Source organism: Pseudomonas sp. PS01270 (assembly GCF_029959775.1).
Taxonomy (GTDB): domain Bacteria; phylum Pseudomonadota; class Gammaproteobacteria; order Pseudomonadales; family Pseudomonadaceae; genus Aquipseudomonas; species Aquipseudomonas atacamensis.
In genome coordinates, this window is sequence record NZ_JASCPT010000093.1 from 1 (window position 1) to 21,178 (window position 21,178).

Here is a 21,178-nt window from a genome sequence, read left to right on the forward strand (position 1 = left end):
GTGTCAGCCAACACACATGACACTGATCCGGCGCTTTCGCGAGCAGGCTCGCTCCCACATGGGGATCTCCATAGGTCTGTATGACTCGGTTGTGAATGCCATGAATACTTCAACTGCCAAAGCCCACATCGACCTGTCGCCACCGCAGCGCAAGCTGCGCGTGCGCAATCCCGGCTGGTTTCTGGTCAGCCCTTCGGTGGCGCTGTTGCTGCTGTGGATGATCGTGCCGCTGGGCATGACCCTGTACTTTTCGATGATCCGCTACAACCTGCTCTACCCCGGTGAAAACGAGTTTGTGGGGTTGGAGAACTTCACCTATTTCCTCACCGATTCGGGTTTCATGCCCGGCGCGACCAATACGCTCTTGCTCGTTGGCAGTGTGCTGCTGATCAGCGTGGTCTTCGGTGTATTGATCAGCGCGTTGCTGGAGGCCAGCGAATTCCTTGGGCGCGGCCTGGTGCGGGTGATGCTGATCTCGCCGTTCTTCATCATGCCCACCGTCGGTGCGTTGATCTGGAAGAACCTGATTTTCCACCCGGTCTCGGGGATCCTCGCCTACATCTGGAAGCTGTTCGGTGCGCAACCAGTGGACTGGCTGGCGCACTACCCGCTGCTGTCGATCATCATCATAGTTTCGTGGCAATGGCTGCCCTTCGCGATCCTGATTCTGATGACCGCCATGCAATCACTGGATCAGGAACAGAAAGAAGCTGCACGCCTGGACGGTGCCGGCCCGATCGCGATTTTCTGGCACCTGACCCTGCCGCATCTGGCGCGGCCGATCGCCGTGGTGGTGATGATTGAAACGATCTTCCTGCTCTCGGTGTTCGCCGAAATCTTCACCACCACCAACGGCGGCCCCGGCTACGCCTCGACCAACCTCGCCTACCTGATCTACAACCAGGCGCTGGTGCAGTTCGATGTCGGCATGGCCTCGGCGGGCGGCTTGATTGCTGTGGTCATCGCCAACATCGCCGCGATCATTCTGGTGCGGATGATCGGCAAAAACCTGACTGACAAAGCGTGAGGCCTGCCATGACCCTCCAACAATCCCGCCGCCTGCAAAGCCTGCTGCTCGGCACCCTGGCCTGGGCCATCGCGATCGTGATTTTCTTCCCGATCTTCTGGATGGTGATGACCAGTTTCAAGAGCGAAATCGACGCCTTCGCCACGCCGCCGCAGTTCATCTTCACGCCAACGCTGGAGAACTACCTGCACATCAACGAGCGCAGCGATTACTTCAGCTTCGCCTGGAACTCGGTGGTGATCTCCTTCAGCGCCACCGCCCTGTGCCTGTTGATCGCGGTGCCTGCGGCCTACTCGATGGCGTTCTACGAAACCCAGCGCACCAAAGGCACGCTGCTGTGGATGCTCTCGACCAAGATGTTGCCGCCGGTGGGCGTGCTGATGCCGATCTACCTGCTGGCCAAGAGTTTCGGCCTGCTCGACACGCGCATCGCGCTGATCGTGATCTACACGCTGATCAACCTGCCGATCGTGGTCTGGATGGTTTACACCTACTTCAAGGACATCCCCAAGGACATCCTCGAAGCCGCCCGCCTCGACGGTGCGACGCTGTGGCAGGAGATGGTTCGCGTGCTGCTGCCGATCGCCAAGGGCGGCCTCGCCTCGACCGTGCTGCTGTCGCTGATCCTGTGCTGGAACGAGGCGTTCTGGTCGCTGAATCTGACCTCATCGAATGCCGCACCACTGACCGCATTGATCGCCTCGTATTCAAGTCCCGAAGGATTGTTCTGGGCCAAGTTGTCGGCGGTCTCGACCCTGGCCTGTGCGCCGATTCTGATCTTTGGCTGGATCAGCCAGAAGCAACTGGTACGCGGCCTCTCGTTCGGTGCCGTGAAATGAAGCCTCTCAATCTAATGCGATTCACTGTGGGAGCGAGCTTGCTCGCGAAAGCGGAGCGTCATCCAACAATGATGGTGACTGACACGGCCCCTTCGCGAGCAAGCTCGCTCCCACAAAAAAGCTTATCCAGCTCAATCGAATAACAACAATGCGGAGGCCCATCTCATGGCCAACCTGAAAATCAAGAATCTGCAAAAAGGCTTCGAAGGTTTTTCCATCATCAAGGGCATCGACCTGGAAGTGAACGACAAGGAATTCGTGGTCTTCGTCGGCCCGTCGGGCTGCGGCAAATCCACCCTGCTGCGCCTGATCGCCGGCCTTGAAGAGGTCAGCGGCGGCACCATCGAACTCGATGGCCGCGACATCACTGAAGTCAGCCCGGCCAAGCGCGATCTGGCGATGGTGTTCCAGACCTACGCGCTGTACCCGCACATGACGGTGAAAAAGAACATGTCGTTCGCCCTCGATCTGGCCGGCGTGCCGAAAGCCGAAGTCGAGCGCAAGGTCGGCGAAGCGGCACGTATTCTTGAACTCGGGCCGATGCTCGAGCGCAAGCCGAAACAGCTCTCCGGCGGCCAACGCCAGCGCGTGGCGATCGGCCGCGCCATCGTGCGCAACCCGAAAATTTTCCTCTTCGATGAACCGCTGTCCAACCTCGACGCGGCGTTGCGCGTGCAGATGCGTCTGGAGCTGCTGCGCCTGCACAAAGACCTGGAAGCGACGATGATCTACGTGACCCACGATCAGGTCGAAGCGATGACCATGGCCGATAAAGTCGTGGTGCTCAATGGCGGCAGGATCGAGCAGGTCGGCTCGCCGCTGGACCTGTATCACAACCCGGCCAACCTGTTTGTCGCAGGCTTTCTCGGCACGCCGAAAATGGGTTTCCTCAAAGGCAAGATTGCCCGCATCGACGGCGCCAGCTGCGAAGTTGCGCTGGACGCTGGCACGCGCATCAGCCTGCCGTTCAACGCGGCCAGCCTCAGCGTCGGCAGCGCGGTGACGTTGGGCATTCGCCCGGAACATCTGGAGCTGGCGCAACCCGGCGATTGCACGTTGCAGGTGACTGCCGACGTCAGCGAACGCCTTGGCAGCGACACCTTCTGCCACGTCACCACCAGCGCCGGCGAAGCCCTGACCATGCGCGTGCGCGGCGATCTGGCCAGCCGTTACGGCGAGCAATTGAGCCTGCGTCTGGACCCGACTCACTGCCACCTGTTCGACGCTGAAGGTGTGGCGCTGACCCGCCCACTGCGCGCTGCCGCCTGATTTCGAGACTATCCGATGAAACTCAACCAACAGAACCTCAATCGCCTCGCCGCCGAAGTGCAACTGCCGGGCTACAACCTGAGCGACACACGCCAGGGCATCGCCCACATTGGCGTCGGCGGTTTCCACCGCGCACATCAGGCGTATTACACCGATGCCCTGATGAACACTGGCCAAGCGCTGGATTGGGCAATCTGCGGCGTCGGCCTGCGCCCGGAAGATCGCCGCGCTCGCGATGATCTGCGCGAGCAGGATTACCTGTTCACTTTGTTTGAACTGGGCGACAGCGATGACACCGAAGTGCGCGTCATCGGCGCAATCCGCGACATGCTGCTGGCCGAAGATGGCGCGCAAACGCTGATCGACAAACTCGCCGAACCGCAGATCCGCATCGTCTCGCTGACCATCACCGAGGGCGGTTACTGCATCGACGACAGCAACGGCGAATTCATGGCGCATCTGCCGCAGATTCAACACGACCTCGCCCATCCCGAAGCGCCGGGCACCGTGTTCGGTTTCCTCTGCGCCGCGTTGGCCAAACGCCGTGCGGCGGGTGTTCCGGCATTTACCGTAATGTCCTGCGATAACCTGCCGCACAACGGCGCGGTCGCGCGCAAGGCGCTGCTGGCGTTCGCCGCGCTGCGTGATCCGCAATTGCGCGACTGGATCGACCAGAACGTCAGTTTCCCCAACGCCATGGTCGATCGCATCACGCCGATGACCAGCACCGCGCATCGCCTGCAACTGGCCGACAAACACGGCGTCGACGATGCCTGGCCGGTGGTCTGCGAACCATTTGTGCAGTGGGTGCTGGAGGATAAATTCGTCAACGGCCGCCCTGCGTGGGAAAAGGTCGGCGTGCAGTTCACCGACGATGTGTCGCCGTACGAAGAGATGAAAATCAAACTGCTCAACGGCAGTCACCTGGCGCTGACGTATCTGGGCTTTCTCAAAGGTTATCGCTTCGTCCACGAGACCATGAACGATCCGCTGTTCGTGCGTTACATGCGCGCTTATATGGATCTGGATGTCACGCCGCAGCTGGCACCGGTGCCGGGCATTGATCTGAGCGAATACAAGGACACGCTGGTGGCGCGGTTTTCCAATCAGGCGATTGCCGATCAGTTGGCGCGTGTGTGTTCGGATGGCTCGTCGAAGTTTCCCAAGTTCACCGTGCCGACGATCAATCGGCTGATCGCCGATGGCCGCGAGACCAAGCGTGCAGCGCTGGTAGTCGCGGCGTGGGCGCTGTATTTGAAGGGCGTGGATGAGAATGGCGATACGTATTCGATTCCGGACCCGCGAGCGGCTTTCTGCCAAGGTCTGGTAGCGGACGATGGGCTGACCACGGAGCGGTTGCTGGGTGTTGAAGAGATTTTCGGCACGGCGATACCGAAGTCGGCGGAGTTTGTTGCAGCGTTCGAGTGGTGCTGCCAGAGTTTGCGCGAGGTTGGGGTTTCGCGGACTCTGGAACGGGTGCTCGGCTGAAAAGCCCCTCACCCCAGCCCTCTCCCGGAGGGAGAGGGAACCGACCGCGTGGTTCTTCCGTTATTCATCGACCTGAAATTCCGAGTCGAATACAGAGTGTGAAAGGCATGAAAATCTGCTCCCTTTCCCCCTCGCCCCCATGGGGGAGAGGGCTGGGGTGAGGGGGTAGCTCTTGATCTTCAGCGCAATCTGACAGGCCCATACATGACAACAACAAAGCTCTTCCTGGGTATCGACTGCGGCACCCAAGGCACCAAAGCGATCATCCTCGACGCCGGCAGCGGCCAGGTGCTCGGTCTGGGCGCGGCGCCGCACACGATGATCAGCGGCGCCAACGGCCGCCGCGAACAAGACGTTCAACAGTGGCTCGACGCTTTCGTCAGCGCCACCCGCCAGGCCCTGCAAGCGGCGAATGTCGACGGCCAAGCGATCCTCGGTGTCGGCGTCTCCGGCCAGCAACACGGCCTGGTCCTGCTCGATGAGCAAGGCGCAGTGCTGCGCCCGGCCAAGCTATGGTGCGACACCGAAACCACGCCGGAAAACGAGCGCTTGCTCGCGCAAATGGGCGGCGAGCAAGGTTCGCTGGAACGCCTCGGCGTGGTCATTGCGCCGGGCTACACGGTGTCGAAACTGCTCTGGACCAAAGAGCAGCATCCCGACGTGTTCTCACGCATCGCCCGGATTCTGTTGCCTCACGACTACCTCAACTACTGGCTCACCGGCCGCGCCTGCAGCGAATACGGCGATGCCTCCGGCACCGGCTATTTCAATGTGCGCACGCGGCAGTGGGATGTGCAGATCCTGCGCGACATCGACGCCAGCGGCCGTTTGCAAGCCGCGCTGCCGGAGCTGATCGACGCGCACGCCGCCGTCGGCACCCTCCTGCCGGCAATCGCCGAGCAACTCGGCATCAACCCCAACGCGGTGGTTTCCAGCGGCGGTGGCGACAACATGATGGGCGCCATTGGTACAGGCAATATCCAGCCCGGCGCGATCACCATGAGCCTCGGTTCGTCCGGCACGGTCTACGCCTATTCGGAGGAGCCAAACGTCAGCGCCGATGCCTCGGTCGCCACGTTCTGTTCCTCCAGCGGCGGCTGGCTGCCGTTGATCTGCACCATGAACTTGACCAATGCCACCGGCGCCATTCGCGAACTGTTCAAGCTCGACCTGCCGACCTTCAACGAATTGGTCGCGCAATCGCCGATCGGTGCCGAAGGCGTGAGCATGTTGCCGTTTGTCAACGGTGAGCGCGTCCCCGCCCTGCCCCACGCCACCGGCAGCCTGCATGGCCTGACCATGGACAACCTGACCCAGGCCAATCTGTGCCGCGCCGCTGTCGAAGGCACCACCTTCGGTTTGCGCTACGGGCTGGATTTGCTTCGCCAGAATGGTTTACAAAGCCTGCGCATTTGCCTGATCGGCGGCGGCTCGAAGAGCGCGGTGTGGCGGCAGATCGTCGCCGATATCATGAACGCTCCGGTGATCTGCACCGAACAAAGCGAAGCCGCCGCACTGGGTGCGGCGATTCAAGCGGCGTGGTGCGCGTCGCGCTCTCACGGCGATGATGTGTCCTTGGCCGAGCTGTGCGAGCGCTGCGTGAAACTCGACGCGGGCAGCGAAACCCTGCCGATCGCCGCCAATGTCGCGGCGTTCCAGCAGGCCTACGAACGCTATCAACAGCATGTCGCAACCCTATAACGAGCAAACAACTATGTACCTGGTGTGTGGCGAAGCCCTGTTTGATTTCTTCAGCGAAAACGACGCCAGCGGTCTGGCCTCGAAAGTCAATTTCAAGGCGATTGCCGGCGGCTCGCCGTTCAACGTCGCCGTCGGTCTGCGCCGCTTGGGCGTGGACTCGGCGCTCTTCGGCGGCCTGTCCACCGACTATCTCGGCCGGCGTTTGCAGCAAGTCCTGCAGGACGAAGGCGTGCGCCCGGACTATCTGGTGGATTTCGCCGCGCCGACCACTCTGGCAATGGTCGCGGTAGGCGCCAATGGCTCGCCGCATTACAGCTTCCGTGGCGAAGGCTGCGCCGACCGGCAATTGAGCGAGGCGCATTTGCCGACACTTGGCGACGAGGTGCGCGGCCTGCACATCGGCTCGTTTTCGCTGGTGGTACAGCCGATCGGCGACACCTTGCTTAAGCTGGTTCAGCGCGAAAGCGGCAAACGCCTGATCAGCCTCGATCCCAACGTGCGCCTCAATCCCGAGCCGAACATCAAGCTATGGCGCGAGCGCATCGCCACGCTGGTGCGCCTGGCCGATCTGATCAAAGTCAGCGACGAGGATCTGAGCCTGCTCTATCCCGAGCAGGATCCGCAAAACGTGATTGAAGGCTGGCTCGAACATCGCTGCCAGATCGTGTTCCTGACACGCGGTGGCGACGGCGCAACGGTGTTCAGTCGCGCGCATGGCTCGTGGTCGGTGCCGGCCAATCAGATTCAGATCGCCGATACGGTAGGCGCCGGCGACACCTTCCAGGCGGCGCTGATCACCTGGCTGACCGAACATTCGCTGGACTCGGTCGAAGGCGTCCAGCAGCTCAGTCGCGAGCAAATCGACGGCATGCTCAGGTTCGCCGTACAAGCCGCCGCACTGACCTGCAGCAAAACCGGTCCGGATCTGCCCTATCGTCATCAATTGAGCTGAGCGCGTAGACTGTCGGCCTTTTTGCGCACGACGGAAAACAGCTCTTGAATCACAGGCACATCCTCGCCCTCCTGACCATGGCCACCCTGCTGAGCGGTTGCGGCACCTCGCCGCCCCGCTCCCCGGAAGACATCTGCGCAATCTTCCGCGAGAAAAGCGATTGGTACGACGCTGCGCAAGTCACGCAGAAACGCTGGGGCGTGCCGATCCAGGTGCCTTTCGCGATCATGTATCAGGAATCCGGCTACCGCTACGACGCCAAGACGCCGCGCAAATATCTGCTCTGGGTGATTCCGTGGGGCCGCGTCTCAACCGCTTCCGGTTATGCGCAGGCCAAGGACGAAGTCTGGGCCGACTACCAGAAAAGCACCGGCCGCAACTGGGCCGATCGCGAAGACTTCGACGATGCCATCGACTTCGTCGGCTGGTACATGGACAAGACCACCTCGATCAACGGCGTGTACAAATACGACGCCTATAACCAGTACCTGAACTACCACGAAGGCTGGGGCGGCTTCCGCAACAAGACCTACGCGAGCAAGGCCTGGCTACCGCCGACCGCGCGCAAGGTGCAGAACCGTTCGGATCTGTATGCGCAGCAATACGCCGGCTGCAAGGAAGACCTCAATCGCGGGTTCTGGAGCCGGTTCTGGCATTGGTTGTAGAAGCCCTTCGCGAGCGGGCTCGCTCCCACAGGACCTTAGTGAACGCCGATTTTGTCTACACCCGAGAAACCTGTGGGAGCGGGCTTGCCCGCGATGGCAATCTCTCAAACACCATCAAAGTCTATGAAAGGCCCGATTTCACTGACTCAAACCGCCCTCCTAAGGGTTTTCCCTATGGCATCAAGGCCCCACACCTACGCCATTTGCGCCTTGAATGAGGCCGTCTAATCCTGCAACATCCATCACCTGCTTATTCAACGGACGGAATTCAAGGCATGCTGGACGCCAATGCAACCCACATCACCCTCTCGATCGAAGACGCCAACGCCGACCTGCAAGTCCTCAGCTTCACCGGTCGCGAAGCCCTCAACGAACCGTTCCGTTTCGACCTCGAACTGGTCAGCGCCCGCCCCGACCTGAAGCTCGAAGAGCTGCTGCACAAGCGCGCCTGCCTGACGTTCGGCGCCACCGGCGAAGGCAAGATTCACGGCCAGGTCTATCGCATCGAGCAGGGCGACTCCGGCAAGACCCTGACCCGCTACAGCATCAGCCTGATGCCGCAACTGGCGTATCTGCAGCACAACCATGATCAGCAGATCTTCCAGCAACTGACGGTGCCGAAAATCATCGCCCAGGTGCTGGAAGATCGCGGCATTCTCTCTGACGCCTACAGCTTCCAGCTCGGCGCCGAGTACCCGGAGCGTGAGTATTGCGTGCAATACGACGAGTCCGACCTGCATTTCATCCAGCGTCTGTGCGAAGAGGAAGGCATTCACTTCCACTTCCAGCACAGCAGCAGCGGCCACAAACTGGTGTTCGGCGACGACCAGACTGTATTCCGCAAATTGAAACCGGTCAGCTACCAGCAGGACTCGGGCATGGCTGCGGAGAAACCGGTGATCAAGCGCTTCAACCTGCGCCTGGAAACCCGCACCACCCGCGTCAGCCGTCGCGACTACGATTTCGAAAAACCCAAGCTGCTGCCCGAAGGCGCGGTCAAATCCGAATTCGCCCCGGACCTGGAAGACTACGATTACCCCGGCCGCTTCACCACCCGCGAGCGCGGCAAGTTCCTCTCGACCCGCGCCCTCGAACGCCATCGCAGCGACTACAAACTCGCCGAAGGCAAAGGTGATGAACCGACGCTGACCAGCGGCCATTTCCTCACACTCGCCGAACATCCGCGCGCCGAGTGGAACGACCTGTGGCTGCTGCTGGAAGTCTTCCACGAAGGCAAACAACCGCAAGTGCTCGGTGAAAACGTCACCAGCGACGTCACCGACAACAAAAGCGATTTCCACCAGGGCTACCGCAACAGCTTCCTCGCCACCCCGTGGGACGCGCACTACCGCCCTGCCCTCGAACACCCGAAACCGAAAGTCCTCGGCAGCCAGACCGCCGTCGTCACCGGCCCTGCCGGTGAAGAAATCCACTGCGACCAGTACGGCCGCATCAAGGTCCAATTCCACTGGGACCGCGACGGCCAGTCCGACGACAAAACCACCTGCTGGATGCGCGTCGCCAGCGGCTGGGCAGGCAGCGCCTACGGCGGCATCGCCATCCCGCGCATCGGCATGGAAGTCCTCGTCACTTTCCTCGAAGGCGACCCCGACCAGCCCCTCGTCACCGGCTGCCTGTACCACAAGGAAAACGTCGTCCCCTACGACCTGCCGGCCAACAAGACCCGCAGCACCTTCAAAACCCTCAGCTCCCCGGGCGGCAAGGGTTACAACGAATTCCGCATCGAAGACAAAAAAGGCGCTGAACAGATCTACATCCACGCCCAGCGCGACTGGGACGAAAACATCGAACACGACCAGAAAATCCGCGTCGGCAACGAACGCCACGACACCGTTGAAGCCAACGTATTGAGCGAGTTCAAGGTCGAAGAACATCGGATCACCCATCTGGACCGCGTCAGCGAGATGCGCGCGGATGATCACCTGACGGTGGGTGTGACGCAGCATGTGAAGGTGGGGACTGGGCAGTTTGTTGAGGCCGGCAACGAAATTCATTATTACGCCGGCCAGAGAGTCGTGGTCGAAGGCGCCATGGAACTGACCGCCAAGGCTGGCGGCAGCTTCGTCAAGGTCGATGCCGGTGGCGTGACCATCAGCGGCGCTGAGGTGAAGGTGAATACTGGTGGCTCGCCTGGGGTGGGCACGCCGGCGGCGCCGTTGCTGCCGGGGCCGATGAAGGTTGTGGATGCGGATAAGGCGGGGAAAGTCCCTGTCCCGCTGCCCAAACGTCTGAATGAGTCTGGAATAACGCCGTTGTGCGGCAAGCAAAGCAACGGCGCCTGCAGCCGTAAGGATTGCACATGCATGTGAAAGCGCTCAGCGCCCTCCTCGAAGCTCCACGCCATGGGTTCGTTGATTTACCGAGAGAAAGCTCTGAATCAACACTGTGTTTCATTATTGACCCGGTTCGACAGCCTGACGCGATGAGCCGCCTTTATCGTGTTGGCGAACCGGTGGTAGATGCACAGGGCCTGTTCCTCAAAACCGCCTTCGCTGAGATCGCCGCTGACGGTCCGCTCTGGATCACCGCGCCGTGGGGCAGTCGCCTTGCGGCTGAGGCAGCAAAGCTGTGCGAGGAAAATTTCTCTGGCATTGCCATTACCACAGCTGATTCTGACAAAGCGCTCGCCCATGCGCGCTGGCTCTTGCGCGCTAATGATGGCTCTGGCGGACAAAGCCTGCTGAGCTACCACAAGCCAAGCCTGTGGGCCGCGCTGGCCTACACCGCTGGCGACAACTCCCATCAGCTGTTCGGCCCTTGGCAGCACGTATACAGCCCAGCGCCGGTTCATTTTGGGCGCAATAAAGGTCCATGGCTCAGTTGGCGCGCCGTCTCGGAAGTCGAATGGCTGGGCGATACTTCAGTGTTCAGCCTGCCGCCATCCGCGGCGAACGTTCAAGAGCATTTTGGTTGGGTTTATTGGGCAGATGAACATCACGCAGATTACGGCGAGCCGAGCGATGAGCATCTGCCCAACCTTGTGGCAAACCTCAATGTGCTGGTTGCCCACAATATTTACGAAGGCCGTCACTTGCTGAAGCTAGGGTCAATCACAAATGGCCCACTGCTTGAAACACAGCCACAGGCAATGGCCATCCTGCAATCCAGGGAAGAGTCGTTCATCAAAGTACAGCAGCTGCAGCAACTCACCACCAGCGTTGCTTGATGAACCCGTCCGTTAAGAATGAATGGAAGCGAAATGGAACAAAATACCAGCGCAGCAGCTAACACCGAGTCGGCACCTCCAAAACCGGTAGTTGCCGATGAAACTTGTGCAAAACCGCCTCGGGATATTGGTGAACAGCCCGAAGCGCCAGAAGACACACCAGGCGATCACGACAAAGTGAAAACGCCCTGCTCCACCATTTATGGCAGTGCAATTTACGATACGGAAAATGAATCCTTCTGGTTACTACCAGAGCGGACAAACTCCGCCCTGAAAGAAGCTTCCAGTGACTTGGAACAGAAAGTCAGCTCAAGCAAATCTCCAGAAGAACGGAAAAAAGGGCTCTACGAGTCGGGACTCCTTGAGTATTTCCTAGAGCCTAAACTGGCAAACTTTCTTGAGGGTGACGAGAAAGCACGGATGCTAGAAATCGAAGCTCAACATCCGAATATCAGCAATCTGGATGCAGCACTTCAAGAGGCTCAGCAGAACTTAAAAACCACGGCGCCAGAAGATTCTTCTACTCAGCTTACCGCCCTTGAGCAAGATCAGCTTAAAAGAAACCATTTCATGTCCGCCCGGGATGCTGCAACCCGCGTACGTGGCATGCATAGCGAATGGCAAAAGCTCAAGCGCATGGCCATCGCCGCCGCTAAGGAAAAAGGTTACGCGTACGAAAGCGGCAACCTTTATGCGCCCAAAGCCATCGCGGCCCGGGAAGCCGTTCAAAAGTATCTGAAAGCGCGAGAAGCGCTGTTAGAGGACAAGGATCTCATCACGTTAACCTCGGCAGAGCTTGCGCCGATGCTCGCTCAAGATAAAAAGCGAATCGACGAGATCGCGATGTGCGGCACTAACAATCAGTTGATGCTCTGCACCTATGTACGCGACCAGGAAATCAAACGTAAGGAAAGGAAAGCGACCTACAGCGCTTATCTGGAGGCCATCACCGACGTTGCACAATACGGAATCGCATTGCCGGAGTTCGCGCTGATTTCTGAGGGCGGAGCAGTCGAAAGTGGAGTCGACCTGTTCAAGCAATATATGGCGCTCGAGAAAGAGCAAAAAGAGACCAATGAACGTCTCAGCGCCAAGTACAAAGGCTGGATCGAGGCAAGTGGCCGACAAGCCAAAGCGCCCACCAACCTGGTCACTTATGAACGTGCCGACTGGGACCGCTTGCAGGCTTCGAAAGAAAAACTACGACTTCAGGCTGAGAGCAATGTGGAAACGGCAATTGTTCGCCGTCATCTGTTGTGGGAGCCAGAGCAATTTCAGGCAAGACCTGAAGAGCGCTTGATCAAAAATGGCTTTCCGCTGGCCGAGATGAGCATGGCGGACAGCCTGAAAAAACCGCTGACCTATCTCAGCATGTATTCGCTGCCACGACTCAAACAAACCGTTAAGGATGACTGGAAGAAAGTTGGCGCCAAGGTCAAAGATCTGATGAAGCGTCCGGGCAATAGCGATGGAAAAGCAACGACGGACACTGAACTGAGTTTGTTTGGACAGTGGCTGAAAAGCGAAGGCGCATTAAGAATCAAGGATCAGGAAAGCGATTGGTTCTCAGCCGAAGGGTGGTTCGAAATCGAAAAATTCAACGCGTACCTTGAAAACAAAAAGTACAAGGTCACTGCGCTGGAGAACGCTGATACCCGTAAAGAATGGGGGGGCCGATTGCAGCAAGTGTTGTTCAAGGACAACGTACGTAAGACATTCCGCATTTTCGACATCACACCGCAAGCCCAGTTGGTTCGTTGCCTAATGCCCTCCACCACGGAAACTATCCATTCATCGACAAAAGTAGAGGGGCCGGACTGGACTCTGGCCGAAGGATTCCAAGCCTCCGCCAAGGCTACTTTTGCCGTTGATCTTGCCAGAGGCGAGGTCGAGCTTTTTAAAGTCGACTTGCCAGATCGTGCCAGCGCGAAAGATATTGTCATCACCTACCGAAATGCAGAAGACATACAGCAAAAGATGAATCTTGGACGTTTTTCGCTCTATTTAGGCGCGAAGGCTTGGGGCTATGCAGGAGCATCATTGTTGCTTTCTTCGGAAATTGCATTGGATGTCAGCAACGCTGGGTTCCATTTAGCTCCTCCGGAACCGGTTGTGCGCAACCCAGATAAGCGCAGCTACGCGAGAACTGAAAAAAGTGGACAGATTAAAAAAGCTCCTGAAACGCTACAGATACAGGATGGCGCTAAAGCCGCATTTAATCTATTCGCCGGTCTGCAAACCGGGATAATGGTCACAGGAGCGCTAAATTGGGCACCACCCGGCGAAGTAGCCTTGCTAACCAAAGCGCCCGTTTCCGGAAAATCTGCCGGAATGAAAGCCAGCGAATGGTTCAGCCTTGCGCGTTTGACTGTGGAACTCAACGCCGCTGCCGGTCTCGGAGCGAGGGCTGAGGCGAGTATTTCCCTGCACGAGGGCCGTCTGATTCTGGTGCTAAAGGCAGCGTTGATCGCCGGCCCAGGCGTCGGTGGCTCCTTCAAGTTCGAAGTCGGCTACGATGCCGTCACCGAGCTGCTTAACATGTTCCGTAGAGAACTATATAAAAACAAACAGAACCCTTACTTTGTCATTGAAGACGAAACCTATGCGTACCTTTCAAAATTAAATACGCTGGCCATTGGCGGTTTTGACATTCGGATGATTTATCTTATGGGCGCTGATGCGGTGATGACGCTTTATGAGAGCCTGACTGCGACAGGCAAAGGCGGATCTATTGCTGATACGATCATGTTTTATGATCCAGTGGAGGAGCTTGAGGAATGGTGCATCAATGCGATTCCAGGCGCGCTCGGACCATTATTGATGACACTCATTAGCCCACCTGATGATTTCTCTGTAAATTATTCGAATAACTCAGATAAAACTGATAAAAAAGAGCGCAAATATGACAGTGATCAAGCGCACCTAGTTCAGCAGCAGGCCATTGAGCGCATTCTCGGCTGGATTGTAAAAAGTGCAACCAAGCAAAATTCAATCGAACAAGCTCAGTATCAATTTGAGCAAATTTGCATGTGCATGAATAAGTTTGGAATGAAGCCAGCTAATGCTGAGGAGAAATATTGCGAAAACCGTTTGGCGCTTGATAATTTCATGACTGAGGCAGTCCTTCGCCTTACTGTTCCCTCAGGGGAGGAAATGCGAACGCGCTATAAAGATCATGTCAAATTGTTAGGCGCAAAACGTGACGGATCTTGCCAGCGCAGCCAATATCAAGGACGAACATACGTACCAGCAGGTGTGGCTAAATTTATTCCGACCATCCATTAATGAATTAAAGAGACAAGCATATGTGGCTGCGCTCACTATTCTCAGTAGTTATATTCCTTACTTATGCTAGCTCCTCTCTGGCAGAGCTCGCTCCACGCCAAGAGCAGGCCAAAAACCATGGTATTGTCCTTTATAATCAATTGAAGACCGAGTCTGCCAAGCCTTTTTTATTGATCGCATCGGAGGCAGGAGATAGTGAAGCTCAATATTTGTTAGCGGAAGTGCTTAGAAAAAAAAATCACTACATGAGCTCCGAAGCTAGGGCTTGGTATGAGGCGTCGGCTAATCAAGGCAACCTATACGCCATGATTCAGCTAGGACGGAGTGAAAAAGATCTATGCGATATCACTCGCGACTGCAAACCACCTCAGAGAGATCCGATCGAGTGGCTGAACGAAGCCAAGAAACAGGCTATAGAGAAAGCAAAAAGCGGTAACGCTGAAGCAATGTACATTATGTATGAAATCACCCTAGACGATCAGTGGCTTGAAAAAGCAGCTATTGCGGGTGACGATCAGGCCCAGTACTGGCTGGCGGTATCTTATAAGCAAGGTGATGGCTTTTTCTTACCTTGGAAACGAACAGAAGAAGTAAAAAAATGGTTCAAACTGTCCGCTGAAGCAGGAAATCCGCGTTCCATGATGGAGTATGCGGCTCTTCTTTTCGAAAGCGGAGATCTTGAAGGTTTTAGACACTGGAATGAGCAAGCAGCAATAGCAGGTTATGCGGAATCAGTGTATGGATATGGCTCATATCTTGCTCATGAGCCCGACACATATGGATTTCCATATGACCCCGTTAAAGGCTATTCACTAGTTTCATCCTTAAGTATTCTGAACGGCGGGGGTGGAATGCAAGAAAATGTTGAATACAAACTCCCTCTCATTGCAGCCAAGTTGACACCCGCACAAATTTCCGAAGCGCGCGAGCAAACAAAGAAATGGGCCGCTACACATCCTCCGCTGTCTTTTTTTCCTGAAAAATTGAGCCGTTAATTCACTTTTAATCAATAATGAGTTAGGACGCGTACTACTTGAGAGCCATAATCAGGATCATCGCTCCTGGTTATGGCTGATCGGCGATCGCTTCAATGCAATATCTTTGGTTAAATGTGCTTACCGCTTGATCCCCGATCTATTCAGCCTAATTAGTCCAATTACCCCCCCTTAATCCTCAAATCAAAGACTCTACAGTACTCTTCCGCTCAGGCATCGCGCTGAAACCGACTGCGGCAGGCTCGTCCGGCTTCATGCCGGGCGCCTATCCGTTACGCTGGAGCCCTCTCATGAACATTCGTCCTTCCTGCTCACCGCCACCCTCGCCTGCTGCTCATACGCCGCATTGGCCCAAGCCAACGACACCTCCGCCACATCGAATCAAACACCCTACCAATACGGCATGCCACTACACGTGGCGAAGGTGCTTTCGCTAACCGAGCCGCCGACCCTGAAATGCAAAGTCACCACCGCCGACATGAAATACATCGACAACACCGGCAAGCCCGCACAAATCAGTTACAGGAAATTATCTAACGCATGCCGTCGGCAGAACTGACAGACGCTTCTGATTTTCCGGTTCGCCATAGGCGTAGCGTGGCTCCGGCGGGTATGCTCGGGGCCTTCCCTACTGCCGCAAGGATTGGCCATGCAGTTGTCGTTCCGCACGTTGTCGAGCTTCACTTCCATCCTGTGTTTTTTGCTGGCGCTGGTCTGGGGATTTTTTCCGGAGGTGTTGCTGGCGATCTGGAGTATTGGCTATTCGGAAGGCACTGGCGTAGTCGCAAGGCGCAGCGCGGTGCTGTTTGCGGCGTTGGGGGTGATGTTTTATTTGCTGCGCAATGCTCCGCCGTCAACGTCACGCAGTGCACTGAGCAATGGTTTTATCGTCGGCTGTTTCGGTTTGGCGGCGTTGGGTTTTGGCGAATGGCTCAATGGCCATGCCGGCCCCGGGATCTTGCTCGCGGTGCTGGTCGAGTTCGCGCTGGGCCTGGGTTTCGTGCAGGCCCGACGCGTGACGGTCGAACTGGGTGAAACGGTGGGTTAAACGGCTCGAGAACGAGCGCTGGTTTGATGTGTCGTGGTTTGTTGCGCGAGGTCGGAACGTAGGCCAGCGACCAGGTTGTTGATTTCACGGCAGCTGTTCAGGCGGCTGGCGTCGATTCCACTGACGTAGAGATCGGCTTGGTCGGTCCGATGGTCGCCAAATACTTTGACGGACATCGACAAGTCGGGTGACAGCGTGCACTGGCAGCGTTTCGGCAAGAAGCTGCTTTCAATGATATTGCGTAATTCCAAGGCAGATAAAAACATGGCGAACCCTCTCCTTTCTGTGCGATTGCCAATCAAGTATTCACGCTGACCCTTTGCTGCGCCTTCACGGGTGTGCCCCCGCTGTTTCCTTGGTGCGGCAAATGGTGGTACTGCGAAATGCCCATTGGAGTGTAGGCGCCCAAATCCGGTGCGCCTCACCGGAAGAACGCATAAAACGTGCCTTTGATCGGTTCGTTTGGCGCCCTTCAAAATCAAGCACTTGGAAAGATGGCCAGTATCCTGCTATTTGCAAAATGCATGAACCGACCGCCCGTCCACTGCAATCTGCAATCCCCGGCTGAATTTGCTTTCGAAGACCATGACGGCAAGAATGTCTCCCATTGCAATTCAACCCGCACGGAGGCTTCCATGAATTCCTTACGAATTTGCGCGATCACTGGCCTGTTAATCGCCAACCTTTCCACCCTCGCCCACGCCGCCAAGCTCGAAGACATCGCGCCGTATCCCAAAGCCGAAGCCGGGTTTACCCGTCAGGTCATCCATCTGCCCAAACAAGAGCAGGAGGAAAATTTCCAGGTTGAAATTCTCGCTGGCAAAACTCTAGAAGTGGATTGCAACCGTCAACGTCTGGGCGGTGTTCTCGATGAAAAGAACCTGCAAGGCTGGGGCTATCCGTTCTATCGCCTGGAAAAGGTCATCGGCCCGATGAGCACGATGATGGCCTGCCCGCCCGGCAGCCAGAAAAAGCGCGCTTTCGTTCCGGTCGTCGGCGACGGCTTCATGTTGCGCTACAACAGCAAGTTGCCAGTCGTGGTGTACGCGCCTTCGGACGTCGAAGTGCGTTATCGCATCTGGTCGGCGTCGGACAAAGTCGGCACCGCCCTGCAGGAATAACCCGAGCGCTTGTTACGCCGGCACGCCGCAAGCAGCGGCGCGCTCGGCGACATGGCGCAGGCTGTCGAAGTTGATGTTGGCCCCGGAGTCGATGGCGACGAATGTCTGATCGCGAACGCCGCTACGCGCCACGTACTGCTTGATCCCCGCAACAGCCAGCGCACCTGAAGGTTCAGTGATCGAACGGGTATCGTCGTAGATATTCTTGATCGCGGCACAGAGTTCGTCATTGCTGACCGTGATCACCTCATCTACGCAGAAGCGGCATACCTCAAAGCCATACGCGCCGATCTGCGCCACCGCGACGCCATCGGCGAAGGTGCCGACGCTCGGTAGAACCACCCGCTCGTCCGCACTTAAAGCCGCTTGCAGGCACGCCGAATGTTCGGATTCGACGCCGATGATCCGCACTTCCGGGCGCAGGTATTTGACGTAGGCCGCGATACCGGCGATCAAACCTCCGCCCCCGACCGGGATGAAGATGGCGTCCAGGGCGCCTTGATGCTGGCGCAGGATTTCCATTGCCACGGTGCCTTGTCCGGCGATCACGTCAGGATCATCGAACGGTGAAACAAACGTGCATCCGGTCTGTTCGGCCAAGTGCAACGCATGGGCCAGAGCAAAGGGGAAACTCTCGCCATGCAGCAATGCGTCGGCACCGCGACTGCGCACGCCGAGCACCTTGAGCTCAGGGGTGGTAGACGGCATGACGATCGTCGCGCCGATGCCCAATTCCCGTGCCGCCAGCGCTACACCCTGCGCGTGATTACCCGCCGATGCAGTGATCACTCCCCGCGCTCGCTGCTCATCGCTCAGTTGCACGAGCTTGTTGTAAGCACCACGGATCTTGAAAGAGAACGTCGGTTGCAGATCTTCGCGCTTGAGCAGGACCCGATTGCCCAATGTTTCCGACAACGCTGGCGCAAGCTGCAACGGCGTGCGCACCGCAATGTCGTACACCGGCGCGGCCAGGATTTTCTTTACGTAGTGCTCAAGCAGGGCTTGCTGGTCGGGGCTGTGCGGCATGGTCGTCTCCTGACATTTTTCAGAACCCCGGAGACAGAAAGTAAAAACCCGCCTCTAGGGCGGGTTGGGTGCTGCAGTCGTAAGCTAGCCCGCCAAATGAGGAATGGCGGTAATAATGCTTGGCTGGCAGCGCGATACGGTGAAAGTCATGGGCTGGAAATTAGCCTGCCGGCGGATGACAAGTCAATGGCCCGCTGCAGAACTTTGAATCTTCCTAATGACTGAACAGTCACTGCAAAAGAGCACAACAACTTCCGCTCCAAGCCGATGAAAGTGGAGATTGACCATGAATATCCGCCAAGCGCTATTCGCCGTCCCGCTGCTGGTCGCCGCCCTGTCCAGCCCTGCTGCTTTCGCCGTCGATGAAAGCGACGCCGTGAAAAAGCCCGAATGTCCGAAAGGCCAGGTGTGGGACAGTAAAACCCAGCAATGCGTGCTGCAGACCAGCGGCACAACACAGCCCTGATTTCCTTCATACGGTTCAGGCCGTGGCCGGCAACCACAGCCTGAATCGCGCGCCACCCAGCGGCGAACTCTCAACGGTCAGCGTGCCGCCCTGCGCTTCCAGCGCGCGGCGGCTGATCGCCAAACCGAGGCCGAATCCGCCGGTCGCGCGATCACGGCTGCGGTCGAGCCGATAGAATGGTTCAAAGATCCGCTCGCGCTCGTCGTCGGAAATGCCGATGCCATCATCATCGACCCATATCTCACACCCGCCGGCAATGACCTGCACGCCAATCTGAATGCGTTTTTCGCAATAGCGCATGGCATTGCGCAACAGGTTCTGGATGGCCCGAGCGGTCAGGCGCGGATCCAGCGCGAAGCGTTCGAGCTGGCCGTGCAGCAGAACGTCAATCACGATGTCTGGCGACTCCAGCTCCTCATCGACGCTGCCGAGAATGCTGTCGATGAACTCGTCGAGCGACACCTCGATGCGCTCGGGCGATTGCGCCGGGTTTTGCAAACGGCTGTAGGAGAGCAACTCCAGCACCAATTCATCCAGCTCACGAATGTGCGCGACCAAACTCTGCAAGCGCTCGCGGCTGGCGGCTGGCAAGTCTTCTGACAACGCCAGCGCCAGGCCGAAATCCAGACGCGTCAACGGCGTACGCAGTTCATGGGAAACGGCGTTAAGCAGATCACGTTGCTGGTTGAGCAGGTTTTCGATATCGCCGGCCATGGTGTCGAACACGTTGGCGAGACTGCCGATGTTCGAACTCGGGGCGATTCTGGTTCGTTCGCTCAAATGCCCCTTGCCGAAGCGTTCGGCAGTGCCCTTCAGACGTTCAAGATCGCGCCAGTGCGGGCGCAACCAGAGCAGCAGGCAGCCGAGCAATATGGCGCCGATCAGCACGTTGATGCTCCAGTACAACAGATCGACGTCGACCGGATCCGGCGGTACGACCATACGCACGGCCATGTCCGCATTCAGCGGAGTTACCGCCAATGTTCGCCAGCCCCAGTCGCCGATGCGCACCACGTTTTCACCACGGTGCAGACGTTCCTGCTCGATGGGAGTGAACACCGGGTCGTCGATTGGCGTCAGGACGATGTGCAGCGGCTGGAATTCCTTGTCCATCCCCGCTGCAATCTCCGGCCACTGCTCTTGCGGCGCGGCATGAAACTGCTTGGTGATCAGCGATTGCAGACCTCGGGAAAACTCCAGGTTGTAGGTGACGAAGCGATCCCGGAAGGCCATGACCACCAGATCCGGCACTAGATAGATCGCCGCACTATAGGAGACGATCGTCACCAGATACAGGCGAAACAGAATGCGAAACATCAGCTCAGCATTCCCATTCGGAGCGGCTGAACAGATAGCCCTTGCCCCACACAGTCTTGATCTTGCGCGCCTCGCCGGCGTGATCATCGAACTTGCGCCGCAGCTTGGAAATCGCCACGTCCACCGAGCGGTCAGTGCCATTGAACTCGATGCCGCGCAACCGCTGCAGAATCTGATCGCGACTCAGCACTTCGCCGGCGTGCCGGGCCAGCACCACCAGCAAATTGTATTCGCCGCTGGACAGCTCAACCGCTTGATCACGCCAGGTCACGGTGCGCTCGGACAGGTCAATGCACAGATTGCCCATGACGATCCGGTCATTAACCGCCAAAGGCTCGCCGAGGCTGCTGCGCCGCAACAAGGTACGCACCCGAGCCAGCAGCACCCGTGGCTCGCAGGGTTTGGTGACGTAATCGTCAGCGCCCATTTCCAGGCCCAGCACCTGATCATGGCTGTCATCGCGGGCCGTGAGCATGAGGATCGGCAGTGTCGCTGAATCGGCGCGCAGCAAGCGGCACACCTGCAAGCCGTCGAGGCCCGGGAGCATGAGGTCGAGGATCACCAGATCCGGCGGGCTGATCCGCGCCCGTTCGCGCACATGGTCGCCACGGCCGATGACGCTGACGGAGTAACCGTTGCGCTCCAGGTAGCTGGAAATCAGTTCGGCGAGGGCGGTGTCGTCTTCGACCAGGAGGATGTTGGGCATGGGGTGTTCCAGATATTGCTGAGGTATATGTCAGACCGCTTTCGCGAGCAAGCTCGCTCCCACAGTGGTTTTGCATTGTTCACAAA

The 21,178-nt window shown here is 57.8% G+C and carries 19 protein-coding genes; 15 read left to right on the plus strand and 4 right to left on the minus strand.

Features of this window, described 5'->3' with window-relative positions; genetic code table 11:
* Positions 1 to 100: 100 nt before the first annotated feature.
* From QMX86_RS20900 to QMX86_RS20960, 13 genes are all read left to right on the plus strand, one after another.
* Positions 101 to 1,027, plus strand: a complete 927-nt coding sequence (locus QMX86_RS20900) for a sugar ABC transporter permease (RefSeq protein WP_041480415.1) — start codon at positions 101 to 103, stop codon at positions 1,025 to 1,027.
* A gap of 8 nt (positions 1,028 to 1,035) precedes the next feature.
* Complete coding sequence (locus tag QMX86_RS20905) at positions 1,036 to 1,866, plus strand: carbohydrate ABC transporter permease (RefSeq protein ID WP_016774872.1); 831 nt, start codon at positions 1,036 to 1,038, stop codon at positions 1,864 to 1,866.
* Positions 1,867 to 2,031: 165 nt separating this feature from the next.
* On the plus strand, positions 2,032 to 3,135 hold the full coding sequence (gene ugpC, locus QMX86_RS20910; RefSeq protein WP_282385307.1) for a sn-glycerol-3-phosphate ABC transporter ATP-binding protein UgpC: 1,104 nt from the start codon (positions 2,032 to 2,034) through the stop codon (positions 3,133 to 3,135).
* 15 nt (positions 3,136 to 3,150) lie between these two features.
* On the plus strand, positions 3,151 to 4,623 hold the full coding sequence (locus tag QMX86_RS20915) for a mannitol dehydrogenase family protein (RefSeq protein WP_282385309.1): 1,473 nt from the start codon (positions 3,151 to 3,153) through the stop codon (positions 4,621 to 4,623).
* A 204-nt stretch (positions 4,624 to 4,827) separates the two neighbouring features.
* On the plus strand, positions 4,828 to 6,324 hold the full coding sequence (gene xylB, locus QMX86_RS20920) for a xylulokinase (RefSeq protein WP_282385311.1): 1,497 nt from the start codon (positions 4,828 to 4,830) through the stop codon (positions 6,322 to 6,324).
* A gap of 13 nt (positions 6,325 to 6,337) precedes the next feature.
* Entirely contained in the window at positions 6,338 to 7,276 is a 939-nt protein-coding gene (locus tag QMX86_RS20925; protein WP_282385313.1) for a carbohydrate kinase, read from the plus strand.
* A gap of 77 nt (positions 7,277 to 7,353) precedes the next feature.
* Entirely contained in the window at positions 7,354 to 7,941 is a 588-nt protein-coding gene (locus QMX86_RS20930) for a lipoprotein (protein WP_041480414.1), read from the plus strand.
* Positions 7,942 to 8,216: 275 nt separating this feature from the next.
* Positions 8,217 to 10,271 carry a type VI secretion system tip protein VgrG gene (locus QMX86_RS20935; protein WP_282385315.1) on the plus strand — a complete coding sequence of 685 codons (2,055 nt, stop codon included), beginning with the start codon at positions 8,217 to 8,219 and terminating at the stop codon, positions 10,269 to 10,271.
* Positions 10,262 to 11,128: a DUF4123 domain-containing protein gene (locus QMX86_RS20940; RefSeq protein WP_282385317.1), complete on the plus strand. Its 867-nt coding sequence runs from the start codon at positions 10,262 to 10,264 to the stop codon at positions 11,126 to 11,128. Before QMX86_RS20935 ends, QMX86_RS20940 begins: the two co-directional genes overlap by 10 nt.
* A gap of 33 nt (positions 11,129 to 11,161) precedes the next feature.
* Complete coding sequence (locus QMX86_RS20945; protein ID WP_282385319.1) at positions 11,162 to 14,413, plus strand: hypothetical protein; 3,252 nt, start codon at positions 11,162 to 11,164, stop codon at positions 14,411 to 14,413.
* Positions 14,414 to 14,433: 20 nt separating this feature from the next.
* A complete protein-coding gene (locus tag QMX86_RS20950; RefSeq protein WP_282385321.1) occupies positions 14,434 to 15,408 on the plus strand; it encodes a tetratricopeptide repeat protein in 975 nt (324 codons plus the stop codon).
* 277 nt (positions 15,409 to 15,685) lie between these two features.
* Positions 15,686 to 15,967, plus strand: coding sequence for a DUF2790 domain-containing protein (locus QMX86_RS20955; RefSeq protein WP_282385334.1), 282 nt, complete (start codon positions 15,686 to 15,688; stop codon positions 15,965 to 15,967).
* A gap of 90 nt (positions 15,968 to 16,057) precedes the next feature.
* Positions 16,058 to 16,456, plus strand: a complete 399-nt coding sequence (locus tag QMX86_RS20960) for a hypothetical protein (protein WP_282385323.1) — start codon at positions 16,058 to 16,060, stop codon at positions 16,454 to 16,456.
* Here the strand turns inward: QMX86_RS20960 and QMX86_RS20965 are convergent.
* Complete coding sequence (locus tag QMX86_RS20965; protein ID WP_016774885.1) at positions 16,453 to 16,722, minus strand: DUF1652 domain-containing protein; 270 nt, start codon at positions 16,720 to 16,722, stop codon at positions 16,453 to 16,455. The two genes, QMX86_RS20960 and QMX86_RS20965, sit on opposite strands and share 4 nt — an antisense overlap.
* 369 nt (positions 16,723 to 17,091) lie before the next feature.
* Between QMX86_RS20965 and eco the strand changes: the two genes are divergently transcribed.
* Positions 17,092 to 17,577 carry a serine protease inhibitor ecotin gene (eco, locus tag QMX86_RS20970; RefSeq protein WP_282385326.1) on the plus strand — a complete coding sequence of 162 codons (486 nt, stop codon included), beginning with the start codon at positions 17,092 to 17,094 and terminating at the stop codon, positions 17,575 to 17,577.
* A gap of 12 nt (positions 17,578 to 17,589) precedes the next feature.
* On the opposite strand, the gene ilvA is transcribed toward eco, so the two are convergent.
* Entirely contained in the window at positions 17,590 to 18,603 is a 1,014-nt protein-coding gene (gene ilvA / locus QMX86_RS20975; RefSeq protein WP_016774887.1) for a threonine ammonia-lyase, biosynthetic, read from the minus strand.
* 286 nt (positions 18,604 to 18,889) lie between these two features.
* Here ilvA and QMX86_RS20980 point away from each other — a divergent pair, with 286 nt between their 5' ends.
* Positions 18,890 to 19,069, plus strand: coding sequence for a hypothetical protein (locus QMX86_RS20980; RefSeq protein ID WP_282385329.1), 180 nt, complete (start codon positions 18,890 to 18,892; stop codon positions 19,067 to 19,069).
* 15 nt (positions 19,070 to 19,084) lie between these two features.
* On the opposite strand, the gene QMX86_RS20985 is transcribed toward QMX86_RS20980, so the two are convergent.
* Both QMX86_RS20985 and QMX86_RS20990 read right to left on the minus strand, forming a co-directional pair.
* Complete coding sequence (locus tag QMX86_RS20985; protein WP_282385331.1) at positions 19,085 to 20,386, minus strand: ATP-binding protein; 1,302 nt, start codon at positions 20,384 to 20,386, stop codon at positions 19,085 to 19,087.
* A gap of 4 nt (positions 20,387 to 20,390) precedes the next feature.
* Complete coding sequence (locus QMX86_RS20990) at positions 20,391 to 21,092, minus strand: response regulator transcription factor (RefSeq protein ID WP_016774890.1); 702 nt, start codon at positions 21,090 to 21,092, stop codon at positions 20,391 to 20,393.
* Positions 21,093 to 21,178: the final 86 nt, after the last annotated feature.

Coding starts and splice junctions, on each gene's coding strand:
- QMX86_RS20900 (WP_041480415.1), top strand. CDS start 101: ATGAATACTTCAACTGCCAAAGCCCACATCGACCTGTCGCCACCGCAG.
- QMX86_RS20905 (WP_016774872.1), top strand. CDS start 1,036: ATGACCCTCCAACAATCCCGCCGCCTGCAAAGCCTGCTGCTCGGCACC.
- ugpC (WP_282385307.1), top strand. CDS start 2,032: ATGGCCAACCTGAAAATCAAGAATCTGCAAAAAGGCTTCGAAGGTTTT.
- QMX86_RS20915 (WP_282385309.1), top strand. CDS start 3,151: ATGAAACTCAACCAACAGAACCTCAATCGCCTCGCCGCCGAAGTGCAA.
- xylB (WP_282385311.1), top strand. CDS start 4,828: ATGACAACAACAAAGCTCTTCCTGGGTATCGACTGCGGCACCCAAGGC.
- QMX86_RS20925 (WP_282385313.1), top strand. CDS start 6,338: ATGTACCTGGTGTGTGGCGAAGCCCTGTTTGATTTCTTCAGCGAAAAC.
- QMX86_RS20930 (WP_041480414.1), top strand. CDS start 7,354: ATGGCCACCCTGCTGAGCGGTTGCGGCACCTCGCCGCCCCGCTCCCCG.
- QMX86_RS20935 (WP_282385315.1), top strand. CDS start 8,217: ATGCTGGACGCCAATGCAACCCACATCACCCTCTCGATCGAAGACGCC.
- QMX86_RS20940 (WP_282385317.1), top strand. CDS start 10,262: ATGCATGTGAAAGCGCTCAGCGCCCTCCTCGAAGCTCCACGCCATGGG.
- QMX86_RS20945 (WP_282385319.1), top strand. CDS start 11,162: ATGGAACAAAATACCAGCGCAGCAGCTAACACCGAGTCGGCACCTCCA.
- QMX86_RS20950 (WP_282385321.1), top strand. CDS start 14,434: ATGTGGCTGCGCTCACTATTCTCAGTAGTTATATTCCTTACTTATGCT.
- QMX86_RS20960 (WP_282385323.1), top strand. CDS start 16,058: ATGCAGTTGTCGTTCCGCACGTTGTCGAGCTTCACTTCCATCCTGTGT.
- QMX86_RS20965 (WP_016774885.1), bottom strand. CDS start 16,722: ATGTTTTTATCTGCCTTGGAATTACGCAATATCATTGAAAGCAGCTTC.
- eco (WP_282385326.1), top strand. CDS start 17,092: ATGAATTCCTTACGAATTTGCGCGATCACTGGCCTGTTAATCGCCAAC.
- ilvA (WP_016774887.1), bottom strand. CDS start 18,603: ATGCCGCACAGCCCCGACCAGCAAGCCCTGCTTGAGCACTACGTAAAG.
- QMX86_RS20980 (WP_282385329.1), top strand. CDS start 18,890: ATGAATATCCGCCAAGCGCTATTCGCCGTCCCGCTGCTGGTCGCCGCC.
- QMX86_RS20985 (WP_282385331.1), bottom strand. CDS start 20,386: ATGTTTCGCATTCTGTTTCGCCTGTATCTGGTGACGATCGTCTCCTAT.
- QMX86_RS20990 (WP_016774890.1), bottom strand. CDS start 21,092: ATGCCCAACATCCTCCTGGTCGAAGACGACACCGCCCTCGCCGAACTG.